The sequence below is a fragment of the uncultured Thiodictyon sp. genome, assembly GCF_903828115.1.
Lineage (GTDB): Bacteria > Pseudomonadota > Gammaproteobacteria > Chromatiales > Chromatiaceae > Thiodictyon.
Genome location: NZ_CAIKKU010000128.1, coordinates 1 through 18,670 on the forward strand (window position 1 = coordinate 1; position 18,670 = coordinate 18,670).

Genomic DNA, 18,670 nt, shown 5'->3' on the forward strand with positions numbered 1-18,670 from the left:
AACGACAACGATTGTGTCCAGCTTGTTCTTGACTCGTTACTTAGCAGGGTTGGCCAGGGATGCGAACGACTCGGGAAAGGCGCGGATCAGGATGCGCCGGGCCAGTTGGAAGGCGAAGCTCTCGCGCTGGGTGCGGGAGAATCCGAGGGGCTACGATAACGTCGATTACGACAACGACAACGACAACGAAAAGCAGTCGGGCCCGGGCGAATACCCCGTCCCGCCAGGAATCCGGGGCACTACGATGACTTCGATTACGACAACGACAACGACAACGACAACGAAAATGCCGCTACTGGTCCGCATCCACCTCCCGACCCAGATGCTCACCCTGTGCGAGGGCGAACAAGTCCTCGCCCAGTATCCGGTCTCCACCGGTTTCAACGGCGCGGGCGAGTTCAACGGGAGCGGTTGCACCCCCCGCGGGCAGCACCGGGTGCGCCTGCGCATCGGTGCCGGCTGCCCGGCCAACACCGTGTTTCGCGCCCGACGCCCGACCGGCGAGGTCTACGGCCCCGAACTGGCCGCCGCCTACCCGGACCGGGACTGGGTCTTGACCCGTATCCTCTGGCTCACCGGCTGCGAGCCCGGCCGCAACCGCGGCGGTCCGCGCGACACCCTGCGCCGCTTCATCTACATCCACGGCTGCCCGGACAGCGCGCCCCTGGGCGAACCCCGCTCCCACGGCTGTGTGCGGATGCGCAACGCGGACCTGGTGGAGCTGTTCGACCTCACCCCGGTCGGGACCCCGGTCGAGATCCTGGAGGGAGACGAAGATCGCTCAGGTCCCGGGCAGGATCGGCGTCGTCGCCCCCTGGTGCGGGTCCGTGAAGGTGCGGAACCATGACAGCTTGTCGCGCAGGCGCACGACTTCGCCGACAATGACGAGCGTCGGCGGCTGGGGCGGGTCGGCCGCGATGAGGTCCAGGATAGTCGCCAGGGTGCCCACCAGGACCCGCTGCATGTGGGTGGTGCCCTGCTGGATCAGGGCCACCGGGCGCGTCGCCGGGACCCCGTGGCCGATCAACTCCCGCACGATGATCGGCAGCCCGATCAGGCCCATGTAGAAAACGAGGGTTTGACCGGGGTAGGCGAGTTGGGGCCAGTTGAGGTTGATGGTGCCGTCCTTGAGGTGCCCGGTGACGAAGGTGACGGACTGGGCATAGTCGCGATGGGTCAGCGGGATGCCGGCATAGGCGGCGCACCCGGAGGCGGCGGTGATCCCGGGGATGACCTGGAAGGGGATGCCTTGCGCCGCCAGGGTGTCGATCTCCTCGCCGCCGCGCCCGAAGATGAAGGGGTCCCCGCCCTTGAGCCGCAGCACCCGGTGCCCGTCGCGGGCCAGGTCCGCGAGCAGGCGGTTGATCTCCTCCTGGCGCACGGTATGGTGGTTGCGCTCCTTACCGACGTAGATGCGGCGGGCGTCGCGCCGGGTCATGTTCAGGATCGGCTCGGCCACCAGCCGGTCATAGACCACCACGTCCGCCTGCTGCATCAGGCGCAACGCCCGGAAGGTCAGCAGATCCGGGTCGCCGGGTCCGGCACCGACCAGATAGACCTCACCCAAGTCGCGGTCCAGCGCCCCCGGGGCCAGTTCACGCTCGATGGCCGCCCGCGCCTCGTCGAGTTGGCCCGCGAAGATGCGCTCGGCAACGGCCCCTTGCAGAACCCGGTCCCAGAAGCGGCGGCGGTCGCGTTGCTCGCTGAAGCGCTCCTTGACCCGGTCGCGGTAGCGGGCACACAGGGCCGCCAGACGCCCGTAACCCGCGGGGATCAGGGACTCGAGCCGGGTGCGCAGCAGGCGCGCCAGCACCGGCGAGGCGCGACCGGTGGAGATGGCCACCACCACCGGGTCGCGGTCGATGATGGACGGCAGAAGGAAGGTGCAGGCGTCCGGATCATCGACGACATTGACCGGGATGTCCGCGGCACTCGCCAGCGCCGCGACCCGCCGGTTCACCAGCCGGTCGTCGGTGGAGGCGATCACCAGCTTCATGCCGGTGAGGTCGGCCGGCTCGAAGCCGCGGGCCAGGTGACGGAATTCACCCGCCGCCGCCATCCGGGCCAGGTCCTCCATGAGCCGGGGAGCGACCAGGGTCACCGCCGCACCGGCACGCAACAGGCTGCCGATCTTGCGGCGCGCCGTGGTGCCGCCGCCGACCACCAGGCAGGGTCGGCCCCTGACGGATTGAAAGATCGGTAAAAATTCCATAGGCGTCGGGATGGATCGGGCGTTGAGTTAGGATGAGAAACATCTTAATATACTTAATTACTAAAGCGTTTGGAAGGCGGACAGCGTGGTCAACGAGATCGATTCGGAGTCCCTGCATGGGCGGCTGACGGCCGGCGAGGACCTTCTGTTGGTAGACATCCGCACCGCGGGAGAGATCGCCGGGGGGGCGCTGCCCGGGGCCCTGGTCCTGCCGATGCACCTGCTGCCGCTGCGTCTGGACGAACTGCCCAGGGACCGCGACCTGGTGCTCTACTGTCGCAGCGGCGCCCGCTCCTACCAGGCCTGCGCCTACCTGATGCAGCAGGGTCTTGAACGGGCCTTGAACCTACGCGGCGGGATCATCGCCTGGGCCAGACACGGCTACGCGATCAGCTTCCCGGGACACTGACGCGAAATTCTGGGGCCAGGGCCCGGTCGCGGCCTTTCCTGCCTTGCCATTTTAGCGGATTTAGCCTAAAAATAGCCACTCGCGTATTTTCGCATATTCTAAAACACCGAAACTCCGGAGGTACCCCATGGCCCATGACCAAGAACTCGACGCGAGCGGCCTGAACTGTCCCCTGCCGATCCTGCGTGCCAAGAAGACCCTGAACGCGATGGCCGCCGGGCAGGTACTGCACGTCATCGCCACCGATCCGGGCTCGGTCCGGGACTTTGACGCCTTCGCCAAGCAGACCGGCAACGTGCTGACCGATTCCCGGGAGGAAGGCGGCAAGTTCCATTTTCTGATCACAAAAGGCTGAACCCGGCGGCCAACCCCGCCGCCCCCATCATCGTTTGAACCACACACACGCCGGAGGACCCGATGGCCCAGAAAAAGCTTGCCATCATCGCTACCAAGGGCTCACTGGATTGGGCCTATCCGCCCTTCATCCTTGCCTCGACCGCCGCCGCGCTCGGCTACGAAGTCCAAATCTTCTTTACCTTCTACGGGCTGCAGCTCCTGAAGAAAAATCCGGATCTGAAGGTTACCCCGCTGGGCAACCCCGGCATGCCGATGCCCGGCGGCATGGAGCGCTTCATGCCGGTGCTGCTCACCGCCCTGCCCTTCATGCAGCGCGTCATGACCATCATGATGAAGGCCAAGATGAAGAAAAAGGGCGTGGCCAGCATCGAGGAATTGCGCGAACTGTGCCAGGAGGCCGAGGTCAAGTTCATCGCCTGCCAGATGACCGTCGACCTGTTCGATATGGAGCCCACCGCCTTCATCCCCGGCGTGGAGTTCGCGGGCGCCGCCGCCTTCTTTGAGTTCGCCGGCACCAGCGACATCTGTCTGTATATCTGACAGCCGCCCGCCGGCGCGGCCAAGGCTGCCCGCGGTGCCAAGCACCGGCGGGCGGGTTTAGGAACGGTTCACTTAGGCCCTGCCTGTAGCGCCGTTTTCGTTGTCGTTGTCGTTGTCGTAATCGAGGTTATCGGAGCGCCCCGGATTCTTTCGCACCCCAAAGTGTATCGCTTCTCCGATTACGACAACGACAACGACAACGAGTGGATTTCACTATGTTCTTGACTCGTTACCTAGGGCGCCAGGGACGCCACCGGTTCCGACCTACTCAGTCGGCAGGAACCCGCCTGCGCCGGCGGCAGCTTGCAGACGCTGACCTGGGCGACCAGGTGTTCGACGCTGGCGTGCATGACGTTCACCAGGGGCGCGGGCCACAGGCCGACCAACAGGACCGCCGCCGCCAGGGTCCCGAGATTGAACACCTCCGCGCGGTTCAAGTCCTGAAGCCCGGCCACCCGCTCATTCTTGACCTCCCCGTAGACCACCCGCTTCACCATCCAGAGGGTGAAGGCGGCGGCCAGAATCAGCGTGGTGGCGGCCAGGAAGGCGAACCAGAAATCGGCGCGGAAGGCCGCCAGGATGACCATGAACTCACCGACGAAGCCGGAGGTCCCCGGCAGGCCCGCATTCGCCATGGCGAAAAATACCAGCAAGCCGCCGAACCAGGGCATGGTGTTGATCACCCCGCCGTAGTCGGCGATCTGCCGCGAGTGCATCCGGTCATAGAGGACCCCGACGCACAGGAACAGGGCCCCGGAGATGAATCCGTGAGAGATCATCTGGACCATCCCGCCCTCGATCCCCATCACCGCGCCGGCACTGGTCCCGGAATGACGCAGGATCGCGAACACGATGAAGAAGCCGAGCGTCACGAACCCCATGTGCGCGATCGAAGAATAGGCGATCAGCTTCTTCATGTCCTGCTGCACCAGGGCGACGAAACCGATGTAGACCACGGCGATCAGCGATAGGGCAATGATCAGCCAGTCCAGCGACGCGCTGGCGTCGGGGGTGATAGGCAGCGTGAAGCGCAGAAAGCCGTAGCCGCCGATCTTGAGCATGATGGCGGCCAGGATCACCGACCCGCCGGTCGGCGCCTCGACATGGGCATCCGGCAGCCAGGTATGCACCGGGAACATGGGTACCTTCACCGCGAAGGCGAGCAGGAAAGCGATGAAGATCAGCACCTGGGGCGTCATGCCCAGTTCCAGCGCCTGAAAATCGAGGATACTGAAACTGCCCGCCTGGAAGTACAGGTAGATCAGGGCGACGAGCATGAAGACCGAACCGAAAAAGGTGAAGAGGAAGAACTTGATGGTCGCGTAGACGCGGTTCGGCCCGCCCCAGACCCCGATGATGATGAACATCGGGATCAGCATCGCCTCCCAGAAGACGTAAAACAGGACCGCATCGAGTGCCGAGAAGACGCCGACCATGACACCCTCCATGATCAGAAAGGCCGCCATATACTGCGACGGATGGTAGGTGATCACGTCCCAGCCGGCGACGATGACAAAGACACTGATAAAGGTGGTGAGCACGATGAGCGGCATGGAGATCCCATCCACGCCCAGGTAGTAGAAGACACCGAAGGTCGGTATCCAGGGACTGTACTCGACGAACTGCATCTGCGCCGTGGCGGGGTCGAACCCGAGCCACAGGCCCAGACTGACCAGGAAGGTCAGGACCGCCACCGCCAGCGCGATTTTCTTGCTCAGCGCGCTGTCCCGGTCGCCGCTCGCGAGTACCGCCAGGCCGCCCAGTATGGGCAGCCAGATCGTCAGTGTCAGCAGGGGGAAACCGGATTCCATCGTATTTAATTCCTGCTCCGATTAGAGGGCCACAAAGAGCGACGAAAGACCTGACACGAAGATCGCCAGGAGACACACCAGCCCGACGATCATAGCGATGGCGTAGTGATAGAGATAGCCCGTCTGCAGGCGGCGCGCCATTTCGGCCAGCCGCCCCACCGAGCGGGCCGACCCATTGACGACGGCGCCGTCGATCAGGGCCTGATCGCCGCCGCTCCAGAGCGCATTGCCCAGCGCCTGACCGCCCCCGGCGAAGACGCGCTGATTGAAGTCGTCGAACCCGTACTTATCCAGCAGTATCCGCGTGACCGGACCACCGGCGGCCTGAATCTGCTCATCGATCCGCGGGGCCAGCGCGTGCACCAGCCACCAGATCAGGGCCGCCGCCAGGGTCCCGCCCATACTCAGATAGAAGACCTCGGAGTGAATACCGTGGATCACGAATTGTAAAGGCCCATGGAAGTGGTCCCGGAGCTCGCGCAGGGTATCGTGCACCGGGGAAACCAGGATCGCTCCCTTGAACCAGTCGCCGATCAGCAGCGGCTCGATCGTAATCCAACCGATACCGGCCGACAGCACGGCCAGCAGGATCAGCGGCACCGTGACCACCCAGGGCGATTCATGCAGCTGGTGGCGGGTGTGCTCGTCCATCCGTGCCTTGCCGTGAAAGACCAGGAAATAGAGGCGGAAACTGTAGAGCGCCGTCACGACGACGCCGATCGTCAGCAGGAGTGCGGCGTAGTCGGAGCCGAAGATCGTCGACTCCTCCACCGCCTCGATGATGGCGTCCTTGGAGAAGGAGCCGGCCAACCCGGGAAACCCGGTCAGGGCCAGGGACCCGATCAGGAAGGTGATCCAGGTGATGGGCAGGTATTTGCGCAGGCCGCCCATGGTGCGGATATCCTGCGCATGGTGCATCGCCATGATCACCGAACCGGCGGCCAGGAACAGCAGGGCCTTGAAGAAGGCGTGCGTCATCAGGTGGAAGATGCCGGCGGCATAGGCCGAGGCACCCATGGCGGTGACCATATAGCCCAACTGGGACAGGGTCGAGTAAGCGATGACGCGCTTGATGTCGTTCTGGACCAGTCCGATCAGACCCATGAACAGGGCCGTGGTCGCACCGATGATCATGACAAACGACAGGGCGGCATCGGACAACTCGAAGAGCGGCGACATCCGCGCCACCATGAACACGCCGGCCGTGACCATGGTGGCAGCATGGATCAGGGCGGAGATCGGCGTCGGACCCTCCATGCTGTCCGGCAGCCAGACATGCAGGGGGACCTGGGCCGACTTGCCCATGGCGCCGATGAAGAGCAGGACGCAGATCAGGGTCATCAGTGAGACGCCCCCGAACAGGTCGACCTGGGTGTCGGCCAGCGTCGGCGCCCGTGCAAAGACCTGCGCGTAATCCATCGAATTGAAATACATGGCGATGGCGGCAACGCCGAGGAGAAAGCCGAAGTCGCCCACGCGGTTGACCAAAAAGGCCTTGAGGTTGGCAAAGATGGCCGATTCGCGCACCGACCAGAAGCCGATCAGCAGATAGGACACGACCCCCACCGCCTCCCAGCCGAAGAACAACTGCATGAAGTTGTTGGACATGACCAACATCAGCATGGCGAAGGTGAAGAGCGAGATATAACTGAAGAAGCGCTGGTAACTGTGGGTGCCGGCCTTGGAGTCATGCGGCCAGTTGTGCTCGTCATCCGCCATATAGCCGATGGTGTAGACGTGCACCATGAGCGAGACGAAGGTGACGGTCGCCATCATCAGGACGGTGAGGCGGTCTACCAGGAACCCGACCTCGAAACGGATGCCGTCGGAGACCATCCAGGTGTAGAGCGCCGCGTTGTAGACCGGCTCGTCGCCCCAGGCGAAGCGCGCCAGGACAAAGAACGACAGGGCGGTTGCGATCCCCACCCCCAGGATACTCACCGAGTGGGCACCCCGCCGCCCGATCCGCCCGCCGAAGAAGCCGGCGACGATGGCGCCGATGAGGGGCGCAAGCACGATGATCAGATAGATGTTGGCCATGAGCAGACTCGTGTGAATTCGATGTCGAACCGACTAACTCGCGCCTCGATTTGCGACGACCTGGAGGGCTCGCTGGCACTGGGTAGAAACGCTCCCGACATAATAATCGACCCACGGGGTCAGATCCTCGCTCGCACCGTACCAGTCGATCTGCGCCTTGAACAGCGATTGGTAATAGCGGTCCCGCGTTTCCAGGATCACCAGGTCCAGCGGATAGAATCGGGCAAACCGGTAACCTGCCCGCTCCAGGAGATACGTCGACAACAATCTCGCCAGCCGGCCGTTTCCGTCGATGAAGGGATGGATCGCGAGAAAGTCCAACAGGAACTCGCTGACCACCAGCAGCATCGACTCGTCGGCGTACTCTTTCGCATTGATCAGTCGTTGATTCGTGCGAACACACAACTCGCGAAGAAATTCCGCGGTCCTGTCCGCGCGCAGCGTCCGCACCTCATAACCAGCCCCTCTGATCATCACCTCCTTGTCTTTCAGCCGACCGGCAATGATGGCCCGGGAGGTAACGAACATGCGGGAGTGAAGCTCCAGGATCAGGTCAAAATCGATGTAGCTCTTACGATCCAGCGTCAGTGCCCAGACATAAGTATCATAGATATCCGCTACCGCCCTGATTCGTTCCGATAGCTCTTGACTGACAACGCCCTCAGCGGACTGCGTGACCGCCTCAAGGTACAAAGGAATCTCGGACGCGTAGAGCCCTTCGCCTTCGATTTCCGAGCTGGCGATCACACTTTGCGCGAGGGCTCTGCGCGTGGTCGGGTCTGCTATGTAATGCTTCCAATCATCACTCACATCATTCTTGAGCTTACCCAGTCTCAAGCGTACCCGCGACAGCCCTTCCAGCTTCCCAACCAGGCGTGGAGTGATGGAGAAACGCCCACCCTCACCCTTGAGACGTAATGGCGACGCCGCGTTCGGGTCGATAATATTCGTATGCCGCGCAACGTCGATAACATCAAATCCACCACTGGGATCGATGCGCGACTGCACGAGACGCAGGTCGGGGTTAGCGCTCATAAATTCGTCGGCTTCGCTAACCTTTCAAGGAATCCAGGTCCTGGACGTTGATGGTGCCGCGGTTGCGGAACAGGACCACCAGGATCGCCAACCCGATCGCCGCCTCGGCCGCCGCCACGGTGAGGATAAAGAACACGAAGACCTGGCCCGTGATGTCATGGCGAAAGTGCGAGAAGGCGACGAAGTTGGTGTTCACCGCCAACAGCATCAACTCGATGCACATCAGGAGCACGATCACGTTCTTGCGGTTGAGGAAGATCCCCGCGACCGCGATCGAGAACAGGATGCCGCCCAGAATCAGATAGTCGGAGAGTGCGATCATGGGGCTATTCCTTGGTGTCGGCCAGGCTCGCCGCGGGCATCTCGGCGGGGCCCACCGAGGCCATCTTTACGATCCGCAGGCGGTCCGGCCCTTTCTTCACCCGCACCTGCCGCGCCGGATCGATATATTTGCTGTCGGGCCGCCACCGCAGCGTCAGACGGATGGCGGCGACGATCGCCACCAGGAGGATGACGGAGGCCAGTTCGACGGGATAGACATAGACCGTATAGAGCAACATCCCCAGATCGTGCGTATTGTTGACGGCGACCCCGGCGGGGGCCGGCGCGGGGAAGGCCGTCAGCCCGAAATGGGCCGGCCCTACGACCAGTACGATCTCGATCAGCATCACCGCGGCCACCAGGGCGCCGACCGGCAGATACCTGATGAAGCCGGCCCGCAGCGTGGCGATGTCGATATCGAGCATCATGACCACGAACAGGAACAGCACCATCACGGCACCAACATAGACCAGGACCAGGACGATCCCAAGGAACTCGGCCTCCAGCAGGATCCACAGGGCCGCACTGCTCACGAAGGCGACCACCATCCACAATACCGCATGGACGGGATTGCGCCGACTGATGACCATCCCCGCGGCGGCGACGGTCATAGCCGCGAAGCAGTAAAAGAGAAATTTCTCAAAGCCCATGGCGCCATCCCAAGGAGTCGGTTGGAGGGTGGATAAGGCGCGCCGCACCCTGCCGGGCAAGGGCACAGGGTCGGCGCGGGCCGCGATCCACCGCCACCCCCGCGGGCTGGTGGACCGCGCGGCGCTGGTCCACCCCAGGCGCTCGGCGTCGCTGCGGTTCGATTTGGTTCATCGGTAAGGTGCATCCGCGGCGCGGGCGGCGGCAATCTGCGCCTCGTAGCGGTCGCCCACGGCAAGCAGTTTGTCTTTGGTCATGACGTTGCCGCCGCGCTCCTCGAAGTGGTACTCGCAGATCCCGGTCTCTACGATCGAGTCGACCGGACAGGATTCCTCGCAGAACCCGCAGTAGATGCACTTGAAGAGGTCGATGTCATAACGGGTGGTGCGCCGCGAGCCGTCCGCCCTGGGCTCCGACTCGATCGTGATGGCAAGCGCCGGGCAGGTCGCTTCGCAGAGTTTGCAGGCGATGCAGCGCTCTTCGCCATTCGGGTAGCGGCGCAGCGCATGCAAACCGCGGAACCGAGGGGAGAGGGGCGCCTTCTCCTCCGGGTATTGGACCGTGAACTTACGCTTGAAGAAATAGGCCCCGGTGACCCGCAGCCCCTTGAACAACTCAAAGAGGAACAGGCTCTGGAGGTAGGTGCGTGCCGTCTTCAGCATTGCGCGCGCTCCCGGGGGGGCTGGTGTGGCAACAGGTATGACATCAGGCGGACCACCAGGGCGGGAGTTTGGCAACGACGCCGCCGGCCACCACCAGGATCCAGACGATCGTAATCGGGATGAAGACCTTCCAGCCCAGACGCATGATCTGGTCGTAGCGGTAACGCGGGAAGGTCGCGCGCAGCCACAGGAACACGAACATGATGAAGAAGGTCTTGAGCAGGAGCCACTGGAAGCCGTCATCCAGTGGGAAGACCCCCTGCACCCAGGACTGGGGCAGCGGCGAGAGCCAGCCGCCCATGAAGAGCAGCGCCGTCAGGGCCGAGATCAGGATCATGTTGGCGTATTCGGCCAGGAAGAACACCGCGAACCCCATCCCGGAGTATTCGACGTGGAAGCCGGCGACGATCTCGGACTCGCCCTCCGCCACGTCGAAGGGGGCGCGATTGGTCTCGGCCACACCCGCGATCACATAGACGCCGAAGAGCGGCAGCAGCGGCAGCCAGAACCAGGTAAAGACATTGCCGGTCTGGGCGCGCACGATCTCCCCCAGATTGAGACTCCCCGCCGCCACCAGGACCCCCACCAGGGCGAAACCCATGGCGATCTCATAGGCGACCAACTGGGCCGCGGAGCGCATGGCCCCGAGCAGGGCGTACTTCGAGTTGGAGGCCCAGCCGGCGATGATGATGCCATAGACCCCGAGCGAGGACAGGGCCAGGATGTAGAGCAGACTCGCATGGATGTCCGCCACCACCAGGGTCGCGTCGAAGGGGAACACGGCCCAGGCGGCGATGGCCGGGACGATCGAGATCAGGGGCGCAATGACAAAGAGCGTCTTGTCCGCCTGGGTGGGCACCACGATCTCTTTCATCATCAGCTTGACGGCATCGGCAATGGGCTGGAGCAGGCCGCGCCAGCCGACCCGGTTGGGCCCGATCCGCACCTGCATATAACCGATGACTTTGCGCTCAGCCAGGGTGTAATAGGCGACCAGGCCCAGCAAGGGCAGGACGATCACGATGACCTTGAGCAGGATCTGGATCAGCAGCGGCAGGGCATTCCACAGTTCGATCATTGGCCCCTACTCCTCACGCCGGATGCTGACGGGGGCGATTTGATCGCCTAAGGATTCACTCCCCGGAACGCCCGCCGGGATGCGCACACAGCCTGGCGGCACGCGCTCGTCGATCAGGACCCGGGTATGGACCGCCGCCCCCTGCTGCGACACCACGACGGCAGCGTCCGCCGCCAAACCCAGGTCGGCCGCCTGTGCCGCGTTCACATAGGCGCCGAAGGTCCCCATGGTCGGAGTCCGCTGCAGGGGCGGCGAGCGACGCACCAGCGCGTCGAGTGCGTAGGTCGGCACATTGCCGATGCGGATCAGGCCCTCGCCGAGGCCCACGGGCGCTGCGTCGAAGTCCGCCGCGGGCCTGTTGTCAGGGCGGGCATCGCCGCAGAGGGCCGCCAGTTCGGTGCGGATCGCTGCCGTGTCCAGGTACTCGAAGCCCTTGAGATCGAGCAGATTGCCGAGGACCCGCAGGACCTTCCAACCGGGTCTGGCCGCACCCGGGGGCGCCACGGCCCCCTGGAAACTCTGCCAGGTTCCGCTCCCGTTCACGAAGGTCCCGGAGGTCTCGGCGAAGGCGCCGATGGGCAGCAACACCTGGGCGACCGACTCCAGCGAGGGACAGCGAAAGGCGCCGGCGGCGACCACAAAGTCGGCCTGGGCCAATGCCTCCATGGCCCGGGCCGGATTGCCCAGGTCATAGGCCGGCTCCAGGCCCCAGAGGACCAGGGTCCGGTGCGGCGCGCCCAGGATCTCCGCGACCGGCAGGCCGACCGGGTCGGCCGGCCGACCCCCGGGCTGGACCTGGGGCAGGGCCCCGGCCACATAGGCGCCGACGCTGTTGGCGGCGGCGGGCAGGTAACCGACCTTGCAGCCGGCGGCCGTGGCGATCCGGTAGGCCAGGGCCTTGAGCAGGCTGTAGTCCGGGTGGGCCGCCGCCAAGGCGCCGAGCAGGATCAGGCCCGCCCCGTTAGCCCCGGCAGATTTGAGTGAATCGGCGACCGCCTGGTGCTCAGCGGTAGGCGCGGCGCGGGCGATGATAGCCTTCAGCGCCCCAGACCCGGCGTCACCCGAGGCCTTGGCGATGGCGGCCAGGTCGTCCAGCATCCCGGCCGGTCCGCCCGCCAATTGGTCGGCGGGATGGGTCAGGTCCAGTCGGTAAGGGTTGACCAGGGCCAGACTGCCGCCGGCCAGGACCGCCTGGCGCAGTCGGTGGGCCAGGAGCGGCTGTTCCTGGCGAATGTCGCTGCCGATCAAGAGCACCGAGCGCTGGGCCGGAAGCTCCGCGATCGGGAGCCCGAGCCAGGGCAGGCGCGGGTCGGCAGCGTCACCGCGGAAGTCGCGCTGACGCAGGCGGTGGTCGATATTCGCGCAGCCCAGCGCCCGGGCGAGCCCCTGCGCCAGGTACATCTCTTCCAAGGTGGCATTGGGGGCGAGCAGCCAACCGGTCGTGGCCGGGTCGGCGGCCTTGAGCCGCTGCGCGACCAGGGCCAAGGCCTCGGTCCACTCCACGGCCACCCAGGCGCCGTCACGCTTGACCAGGGGCTCGGTCAGGCGGTCGGCGCCGTTGAGACCGACATAGCTGAAGCGGTCCCGGTCCGCGATCCAGGACTCGTTGACCGCCTCGTTGTCCTGGGGATGGACGCGCATCACCTGGCCGCGGCGCACATGGAGTTGTAGGTTGGCGCCGACCCCGTCATGGGGGGCGATGGCGGGCGCGTCCGTCAGTTCCCAGGCGCGGGCGGTGAACCGGTAAGGCTTGGAGGTGAGCGCCCCCACCGGACACAGGTCGATGATGTTTCCGGAGAGTTCGTGGGCAAGGGTGTGGGCCACGAAGGTACCGATACGCACGTCTTCGCCGCGGCCGGTCGCCCCCAATTCCCGCAGACCCGCGATCTCGGCCCCGAAGCGCACGCAGCGGGTGCAGTGGATACAGCGGGTCATCTCGGTGGCGATCAGGGGCCCCAGGTCCCCGTCCATGACCACCCGTTTGCCCTCGGTGTAGCGCGACTGGTCGCCGCCGTAGCCCATGGCGACGTCCTGCAATTCACACTCACCGCCCTGATCGCAGATGGGACAATCCAGGGGGTGGTTGATGAGCAGGAACTCCATGGTGCCCTGCTGCGCCTCGATCGCCTTGGGCGAGCGGGTGAGGACTTTCATGCCGGGGCCGACCGGCGTGGCGCAGGCCGGCACCGGCTTGGGGAAGGGGCGCCCGCCCTGCTCCGCCTCCACCAGACACATGCGGCAGTTGGCGGCGATCGAGAGCTTCTTGTGGTAGCAAAACCGCGGGATAGAGATCCCCTCGCGGTCCGCGACCGCGATGATCATCTCGCCCGGTGCCGCCTCGCAGGCGCGACCGTCGATCTCGATAGTGAGCATATCCGTCATTGCGGTCTCTCTACGCGGCCAACTGCATTGCTTGCGGCCAAACTCAGGCCCTCGAACGTTGCCCGTGCTCGATCAGGTGCACGAATTCATTGCGATAGTGCTTGAGGAAACTCTGCACCGGCATGGCCGCCGCATCCCCCAGGGCACAGATGGTACGCCCGCCGATCCGCCCGGCGACACTCTCCAGCAGGTCCAGGTCCTGCGGGCGGCCCTGGCCCGCGGCGATCCGCCCGACCACCCGCGCCAGCCACCCGGTTCCCTCGCGGCAGGGGGTGCACTGGCCGCACGACTCACGCATATAGAAATGGGACAGATTGGCCAGGACCTTCACCATGCAGGTGCCCTCGGCGATCACGATCACCGCGCCGCTGCCGAGCATCGACCCGGCCTTGGCGACCGAGTCGTAGTCCATGTCGACCCCCATCATGATGTCACCGGGCACCACCGGCACCGAGGACCCGCCCGGGATGACCGCCTTGAGCGGCTTGCCGTCCTTGACCCCGCCGGCCATTGCCAGCAGGTCCCGGAAGGGCGTACCCAGGGGCACCTCCACATTACAGGGGTTGTTGACATGACCCGTAATGGAGAAGAGCTTGGTCCCGCCATTGTTGGGGCGCCCCTGGTCCAGGAACCACTGACCGCCGCGCTCCAGGATCACCGGCACCGAGGCCAGGGACTCGGTATTATTGATGGTGGTGGGCTTGCCATAGAGACCCACCTGGGCCGGGAAGGGCGGCTTGTAGCGGGGTTGACCCTTCTTGCCCTCCAGCGACTCCAAGAGCGCCGTCTCCTCCCCGCAGATGTAGGCGCCCGCACCCAGGTGGGTGTAGAGGTCGAAATCCACCCCGGTACCCAGGATGTCGCGCCCGAGCAGTCCCGCCGCATAGGCCTCCCGCAGGGCCGCCTCGAAGCGCTCGATCGGCTCGTAGAACTCGCCGCGGATGTAGTTGTACCCCACGGTGGCCCCGATGCAATAGCCCGCGATGGCCATGCCCTCGATCAACTGGTGCGGATTGAAACGCAGGATATCGCGATCCTTGCAGGTACCAGGCTCGCCCTCGTCCGAATTACAGACGATATATTTCTGCACCGGGGCCGTGCGGGGCATGAAGCTCCACTTGAGCCCGGTCGGGAAGCCGGCGCCGCCGCGCCCACGCAGATTGGAGAGCTTCAGTTCCTCGATGACGCCCGCCGGGTCCACCCGCTCGCGCAGGATACGCTCCCATTGCGCATAGCCCCCCAGGCCGCGATAGGCCGCCAGGGTGTGGCGCTCATGGACCGGAAGGTGCATGGTGCGGAAACAAACGGTGTCGTGATTGACGGCCATGGCGCTCACTGCAACCCCTCGATCAGCCGGTCCAGGGTCTCGGCGGACAGCTTTTCATGGTAGGTCTGGTCGATCAGCACCGCCGGGGCGTCACGGCAGGCACCCAGGCACTCCACTTCTTTGAAGGTGAAGCGCCCGTCGGCAGTGGTCTCGCCGGGCTTGACCTGATACCTGTGCTCCACATGGTGGATCAGGTCCTCCGAGCCGTTCAACAGGCAGGAAATGCTGTTGCAGATGCAGACCTTGTGCGCCGCGGTCGGCGCCAGATCGTACATCCCGTAGAAGCTCGCGACCTCGTAGACCGCGACCGCCGGCATATCCAGATAGGCCGCCACCTCGTCCATCAGTTCGCGGGACAACCAGCCGCCGTTACTGTCCTGAACCAGGGTCAGGGCCGGCATCACCGCGGACTGCCGCCATTGCGCCGGATACTTGGCGGCATGGGCGTCGATCGCGGCGCGCAGCGCGGGCGTCAGGAGGGTCGACTTGTCCCGATCGTGGACCACGGCCAGGGGGTCATTGCGAAAGCTCATCAGCGGTCGATCTCCCCAAACACGATATCCAGGGTCCCGATGATGGCCACCACGTCCGCCAGCATGTGGCCCCTGGCCATCTCATCGAGCGCCGCCAGGTGCGGGAACCCGGGGGCGCGGACCTTGAGTCGATAGGGCTTGTTGGCGCCGTCGGAGACGATGTAACAACCGAACTCACCCTTGGGCGCCTCGACCGCCGCATAGACCTCCCCCGGCGGGGTGCAATAGCCCTCGGTGAACAGCTTAAAGTGGTGGATGAGGGCCTCCATGTCGTCTTTCATCGCGGCACGCGCGGGCGGCATGACCTTGTGGTCGTCCACCGCAACCGGGCCCGGGTGCGTGCGCAGCCAGTCCACGCATTGTTTGATGATCCGATTGGACTGACGCATCTCCTCGACCCGCACCAGATAGCGGTCATAGCAGTCCCCGTTCACCCCTACCGGGATGTCGAAGTCCATGTCGGCATAGGCGGCATAAGGCTGCTTCTTGCGCAGGTCCCACTCGATTCCGGAGCCGCGCAGCATGGGCCCGGTAAAACCCAGTTGCAGCGCCCGCTCGGGAGAGACCACACCGATACTCACAGTGCGCTGCTTCCAGATGCGGTTGTCGGTCAGCAGGGTCTCGTACTCGTCCACGCAGCCCGGGAAGCGCTGCGTGAAGGCCTCGATGAAGTCCAGCAGGGACCCCTGGCGGGCTGCATTGCGGGCCGCCATCTCGCGGGCGCTGTGCCATTGGGTTGCGGCCGCCTGGTACTGGGGCATCACCTCCGGCAGGTCCCGGTAGACACCGCCCGGGCGGTAATAGGTGGCGTGCATGCGCGCACCAGAAACCGCCTCGTAACAGTCAAGCAAGTCCTCGCGCTCGCGAAAGCAGTAGATGAAGACGGACATGGCACCGATGTCCAGCCCGTGCGCCGCGAGCCACATCAGGTGGTTCAGGATGCGGGTGATCTCGTCATACAGGGTGCGGATATACTGGGCGCGCTGCGGTACCTGCACCCCCAGGAGTTTCTCGATCGCCCGTACATAGCCGTGTTCGTTGCACATCATGGACACATAGTCCAGACGGTCCATGTAACCGATGCTCTGATTGTAGGGCTTGGTCTCGGCCAGCTTTTCGGTGCCCCGGTGCAACAGGCCGACGTGGGGGTCGGCACGCTCGATCACCTCGCCGTCCAGTTCCAACACCAGGCGCAGCACCCCATGGGCAGATGGGTGCTGGGGGCCGAAGTTCAGGGTGTAATTGCGGATTTCAGGCATGTCAGGCCCCCTTGCCGGCCGCGCCGGCGTGGTCCGGGCCCAGATAACGGCTGTCCTCGCGGATCACCTTGGGCACCAGGACGCGCGGCGCGATCGACACCGGCTCATAGACCACGCGACCCTGTGCCGGGTCATAGCGCATCTCCACTTGACCCGACACGGGGAAGTCCTTACGGAAAGGATGACCGACGAAGCCGTAGTCCGTGAGGATACGACGCAGGTCGGGGTGCCCGCGAAAGAGGATGCCGAAGAGATCAAAGGCCTCCCGCTCGAACCAATTGGCCGAGGCCCATACCGGCACCACCGAATCCACCATGGGCTCGCCCTCCCCGTCCGCGTAGACCCGCAGGCGCAGGCGCCGGTTGTGCGCCAGGGAGAGCAGGTGATAGACCACGGCAAAGCGGCGCGGGGCCGCGAGCGCCAGGTCCAGGTCGCGGTCCACCCCGCGGCCGAAGCCGAAGGTGGACGCCGACTCGGTCTCCCACTCGCCCTTGCCGTAGGCGGCATAGTCCAACCCGCAGACATCGATCAGTTGCTCGAAGCACAGGTCCGCGTGGTCGCGCAGGGTCCGGCAGACCGGGAGCAAGTGCGCCGCGGGCACCACCAGCGTGACCTCGCCGGGCGCGCTCAAGGTCTCGCAGCCCTGTCCACTCAACTGCCGGGACAGGGCCTGTTCAAGCCCGGCCAGCCTGGTATCGCGCGTTAAGGAATCTGTTGCCATGGGTCCTGGGTCATTGAAGCTGCGCAAGGGCCGCGGGGCTCAGCGGGCGATGGTATTGGTGCGGCGGATCTTGTTCTGCAATTGCAGTATGCCGTACAACAGGGCCTCCGGCGTCGGCGGGCAGCCGGGCACATAGATGTCCACCGGGACGATGCGGTCACAGCCGCGCACCACCGAATAGGAATAATGGTAGTAGCCGCCGCCGTTGGCGCAGGAGCCCATGGAGATCACCCAGCGGGGTTCGGCCATCTGGTCGTAGACCTTACGCAGGGCCGGGGCCATCTTATTGACCAGGGTACCGGCCACGATCATCACGTCGGACTGGCGGGGGCTGGGGCGGAAGATGATACCGAAGCGGTCCAGATCATAACGGGCGGCACCGGTATGCATCATCTCGATCGCGCAACAGGCCAACCCGAAGGTCATGGGCCACATGGACCCGGTGCGCGCCCAGTTGATGAGCTTGTCCGCCGTGGTGGTGACGAAGCCCTGTTCCAGCAGACCCTCTATTCCCATTCCAGTGCCCCCTTCTTCCACTCGTAGATGAAGCCGACGACCAGGACCGCGAGGAACACGAACATGACCCAGAACCCGTAGGCGCCCAGGTCCGGGAGGACCACCGCCCAGGGGAAGAGGAAGGCGATCTCCAGGTCGAACAGGATGAAAAGGATGGCGACCAGGTAATAACGCACATCGAACTTCATGCGCGCGCTGTCAAAGGCGGGGAAGCCGCACTCGTAGGGGGAGTCCTTCTCGGCGTCAGGCCGCCGGGGGCCCAGCACCCAACCGGCCGCCAGGGCGCCGCCGCCGACCAGGAGGCCGACGATGATGAAGATCAAGATGGGCAGGTAGTTGCCGAGCACTGTATCTCCCGGACCGCGATCGTTGACGGAATGTCACGGCTCTATAAGCAGAGTCTAAAGCAGCGTCGCGCGGGAAGTCAACCGGATCAATAGTCCAGATTGATTATTTTTTACTGACTTTCAGTTGGTTAGCGACAAAAGACGAAAAAACGGCAGGTCGCTCGCGCGACCTGCCGTTTACTGATGGTGCCGACGGCCAGACTCGAACTGGCACGGCTTGCGCCACTACCCCCTCAAGATAGCGTGTCTACCAATTTCACCACATCGGCCATGCTGCTGCAAAAAATTATTTTGGAATCTCCCTGGACTTGGATTCGTCGGCAGGGTTAGCCGCAGGTGCTGCCGGGGTCGCCTGTATAGCTGCCGGCTCGACTTTATCCATCACCCCTTGCCGTTGCGCGGGATGGGAATAAATATAAGTCAGCGACAGGCTGGTAACAAAAAACAGCGTCGCAGCGACTGCCGTGCTGCG

Annotated in this window: 20 protein-coding genes and 1 tRNA gene; 4 read left to right on the plus strand and 17 right to left on the minus strand. The window is 64.5% G+C overall.

Features of this window, described 5'->3' with window-relative positions; all coding sequences use genetic code 11:
- Positions 1–286 precede the first annotated feature (286 nt).
- Complete coding sequence (locus QZY48_RS04795) at positions 287–847, plus strand: L,D-transpeptidase (RefSeq protein ID WP_295428488.1); 561 nt, start codon at positions 287–289, stop codon at positions 845–847.
- Here the strand turns inward: QZY48_RS04795 and cysG are convergent.
- Positions 782–2,212, minus strand: a complete 1,431-nt coding sequence (gene cysG, locus QZY48_RS04800; RefSeq protein WP_295428443.1) for a siroheme synthase CysG — start codon at positions 2,210–2,212, stop codon at positions 782–784. The genes QZY48_RS04795 and cysG overlap by 66 nt on opposite strands.
- A gap of 85 nt (positions 2,213–2,297) precedes the next feature.
- Here cysG and QZY48_RS04805 point away from each other — a divergent pair, with 85 nt between their 5' ends.
- The 3 genes from QZY48_RS04805 (at position 2,298) to QZY48_RS04815 (ending at position 3,518) form a co-directional block, all read left to right on the plus strand.
- Positions 2,298–2,621 (plus strand): rhodanese-like domain-containing protein, encoded by a 324-nt coding sequence (locus tag QZY48_RS04805; protein ID WP_295428445.1) that lies wholly within the window; start codon positions 2,298–2,300, stop codon positions 2,619–2,621.
- Positions 2,622–2,748: 127 nt separating this feature from the next.
- Entirely contained in the window at positions 2,749–2,976 is a 228-nt protein-coding gene (locus tag QZY48_RS04810) for a sulfurtransferase TusA family protein (RefSeq protein WP_295428447.1), read from the plus strand.
- Positions 2,977–3,038: 62 nt separating this feature from the next.
- On the plus strand, positions 3,039–3,518 hold the full coding sequence (locus tag QZY48_RS04815; RefSeq protein ID WP_295428450.1) for a DsrE/DsrF/DrsH-like family protein: 480 nt from the start codon (positions 3,039–3,041) through the stop codon (positions 3,516–3,518).
- Positions 3,519–3,751: 233 nt separating this feature from the next.
- Here QZY48_RS04815 and QZY48_RS04820 read toward each other — a convergent pair whose 3' ends face one another.
- The 16 genes from QZY48_RS04820 to QZY48_RS04895 all read right to left on the minus strand — a co-directional run.
- Positions 3,752–5,329: an NADH-quinone oxidoreductase subunit M gene (locus QZY48_RS04820; RefSeq protein WP_295428453.1), complete on the minus strand. Its 1,578-nt coding sequence runs from the start codon at positions 5,327–5,329 to the stop codon at positions 3,752–3,754.
- Between the two features lie 21 nt (positions 5,330–5,350).
- Complete coding sequence (gene nuoL / locus QZY48_RS04825) at positions 5,351–7,369, minus strand: NADH-quinone oxidoreductase subunit L (RefSeq protein ID WP_295428456.1); 2,019 nt, start codon at positions 7,367–7,369, stop codon at positions 5,351–5,353.
- Between the two features lie 33 nt (positions 7,370–7,402).
- A complete protein-coding gene (locus tag QZY48_RS04830; protein ID WP_295428459.1) occupies positions 7,403–8,404 on the minus strand; it encodes a Fic family protein in 1,002 nt (333 codons plus the stop codon).
- A gap of 16 nt (positions 8,405–8,420) precedes the next feature.
- Positions 8,421–8,726: an NADH-quinone oxidoreductase subunit NuoK gene (gene nuoK / locus QZY48_RS04835; protein ID WP_100921467.1), complete on the minus strand. Its 306-nt coding sequence runs from the start codon at positions 8,724–8,726 to the stop codon at positions 8,421–8,423.
- Positions 8,727–8,730: 4 nt separating this feature from the next.
- Positions 8,731–9,375 (minus strand): NADH-quinone oxidoreductase subunit J, encoded by a 645-nt coding sequence (locus QZY48_RS04840; protein WP_295428465.1) that lies wholly within the window; start codon positions 9,373–9,375, stop codon positions 8,731–8,733.
- 168 nt (positions 9,376–9,543) lie between these two features.
- Positions 9,544–10,035 (minus strand): NADH-quinone oxidoreductase subunit NuoI, encoded by a 492-nt coding sequence (gene nuoI / locus QZY48_RS04845; protein WP_295428468.1) that lies wholly within the window; start codon positions 10,033–10,035, stop codon positions 9,544–9,546.
- A 43-nt stretch (positions 10,036–10,078) separates the two neighbouring features.
- Positions 10,079–11,113, minus strand: a complete 1,035-nt coding sequence (gene nuoH / locus QZY48_RS04850) for an NADH-quinone oxidoreductase subunit NuoH (RefSeq protein WP_295428471.1) — start codon at positions 11,111–11,113, stop codon at positions 10,079–10,081.
- 6 nt (positions 11,114–11,119) lie between these two features.
- Positions 11,120–13,495 carry an NADH-quinone oxidoreductase subunit NuoG gene (gene nuoG / locus QZY48_RS04855; protein WP_295428474.1) on the minus strand — a complete coding sequence of 792 codons (2,376 nt, stop codon included), beginning with the start codon at positions 13,493–13,495 and terminating at the stop codon, positions 11,120–11,122.
- Between the two features lie 43 nt (positions 13,496–13,538).
- On the minus strand, positions 13,539–14,822 hold the full coding sequence (gene nuoF / locus QZY48_RS04860; RefSeq protein WP_295428490.1) for an NADH-quinone oxidoreductase subunit NuoF: 1,284 nt from the start codon (positions 14,820–14,822) through the stop codon (positions 13,539–13,541).
- Positions 14,823–14,827: 5 nt separating this feature from the next.
- The gene (locus QZY48_RS04865; RefSeq protein WP_295428476.1) at positions 14,828–15,355 is read right to left on the minus strand and encodes an NAD(P)H-dependent oxidoreductase subunit E; all 528 of its coding nucleotides are present in this window, start codon (positions 15,353–15,355) and stop codon (positions 14,828–14,830) included.
- Positions 15,355–16,614 carry an NADH-quinone oxidoreductase subunit D gene (locus QZY48_RS04870; RefSeq protein ID WP_295428478.1) on the minus strand — a complete coding sequence of 420 codons (1,260 nt, stop codon included), beginning with the start codon at positions 16,612–16,614 and terminating at the stop codon, positions 15,355–15,357. Before QZY48_RS04870 ends, QZY48_RS04865 begins: the two co-directional genes overlap by 1 nt.
- Position 16,615: 1 nt before the next feature.
- Positions 16,616–17,335 carry an NADH-quinone oxidoreductase subunit C gene (locus QZY48_RS04875; protein ID WP_295428480.1) on the minus strand — a complete coding sequence of 240 codons (720 nt, stop codon included), beginning with the start codon at positions 17,333–17,335 and terminating at the stop codon, positions 16,616–16,618.
- Positions 17,336–17,374: 39 nt separating this feature from the next.
- Entirely contained in the window at positions 17,375–17,851 is a 477-nt protein-coding gene (locus tag QZY48_RS04880) for an NADH-quinone oxidoreductase subunit B family protein (protein WP_295428482.1), read from the minus strand.
- Positions 17,842–18,198 (minus strand): NADH-quinone oxidoreductase subunit A, encoded by a 357-nt coding sequence (locus QZY48_RS04885; RefSeq protein ID WP_295428484.1) that lies wholly within the window; start codon positions 18,196–18,198, stop codon positions 17,842–17,844. The genes QZY48_RS04880 and QZY48_RS04885 overlap by 10 nt, the downstream gene beginning before the upstream one ends.
- A 184-nt stretch (positions 18,199–18,382) precedes the next feature.
- Positions 18,383–18,467, minus strand: a tRNA-Leu gene (locus tag QZY48_RS04890).
- A 17-nt stretch (positions 18,468–18,484) separates the two neighbouring features.
- On the minus strand, positions 18,485–18,670 hold a 186-nt coding region (locus QZY48_RS04895), incomplete at its 5' end, for a preprotein translocase subunit SecG (RefSeq protein WP_295428486.1).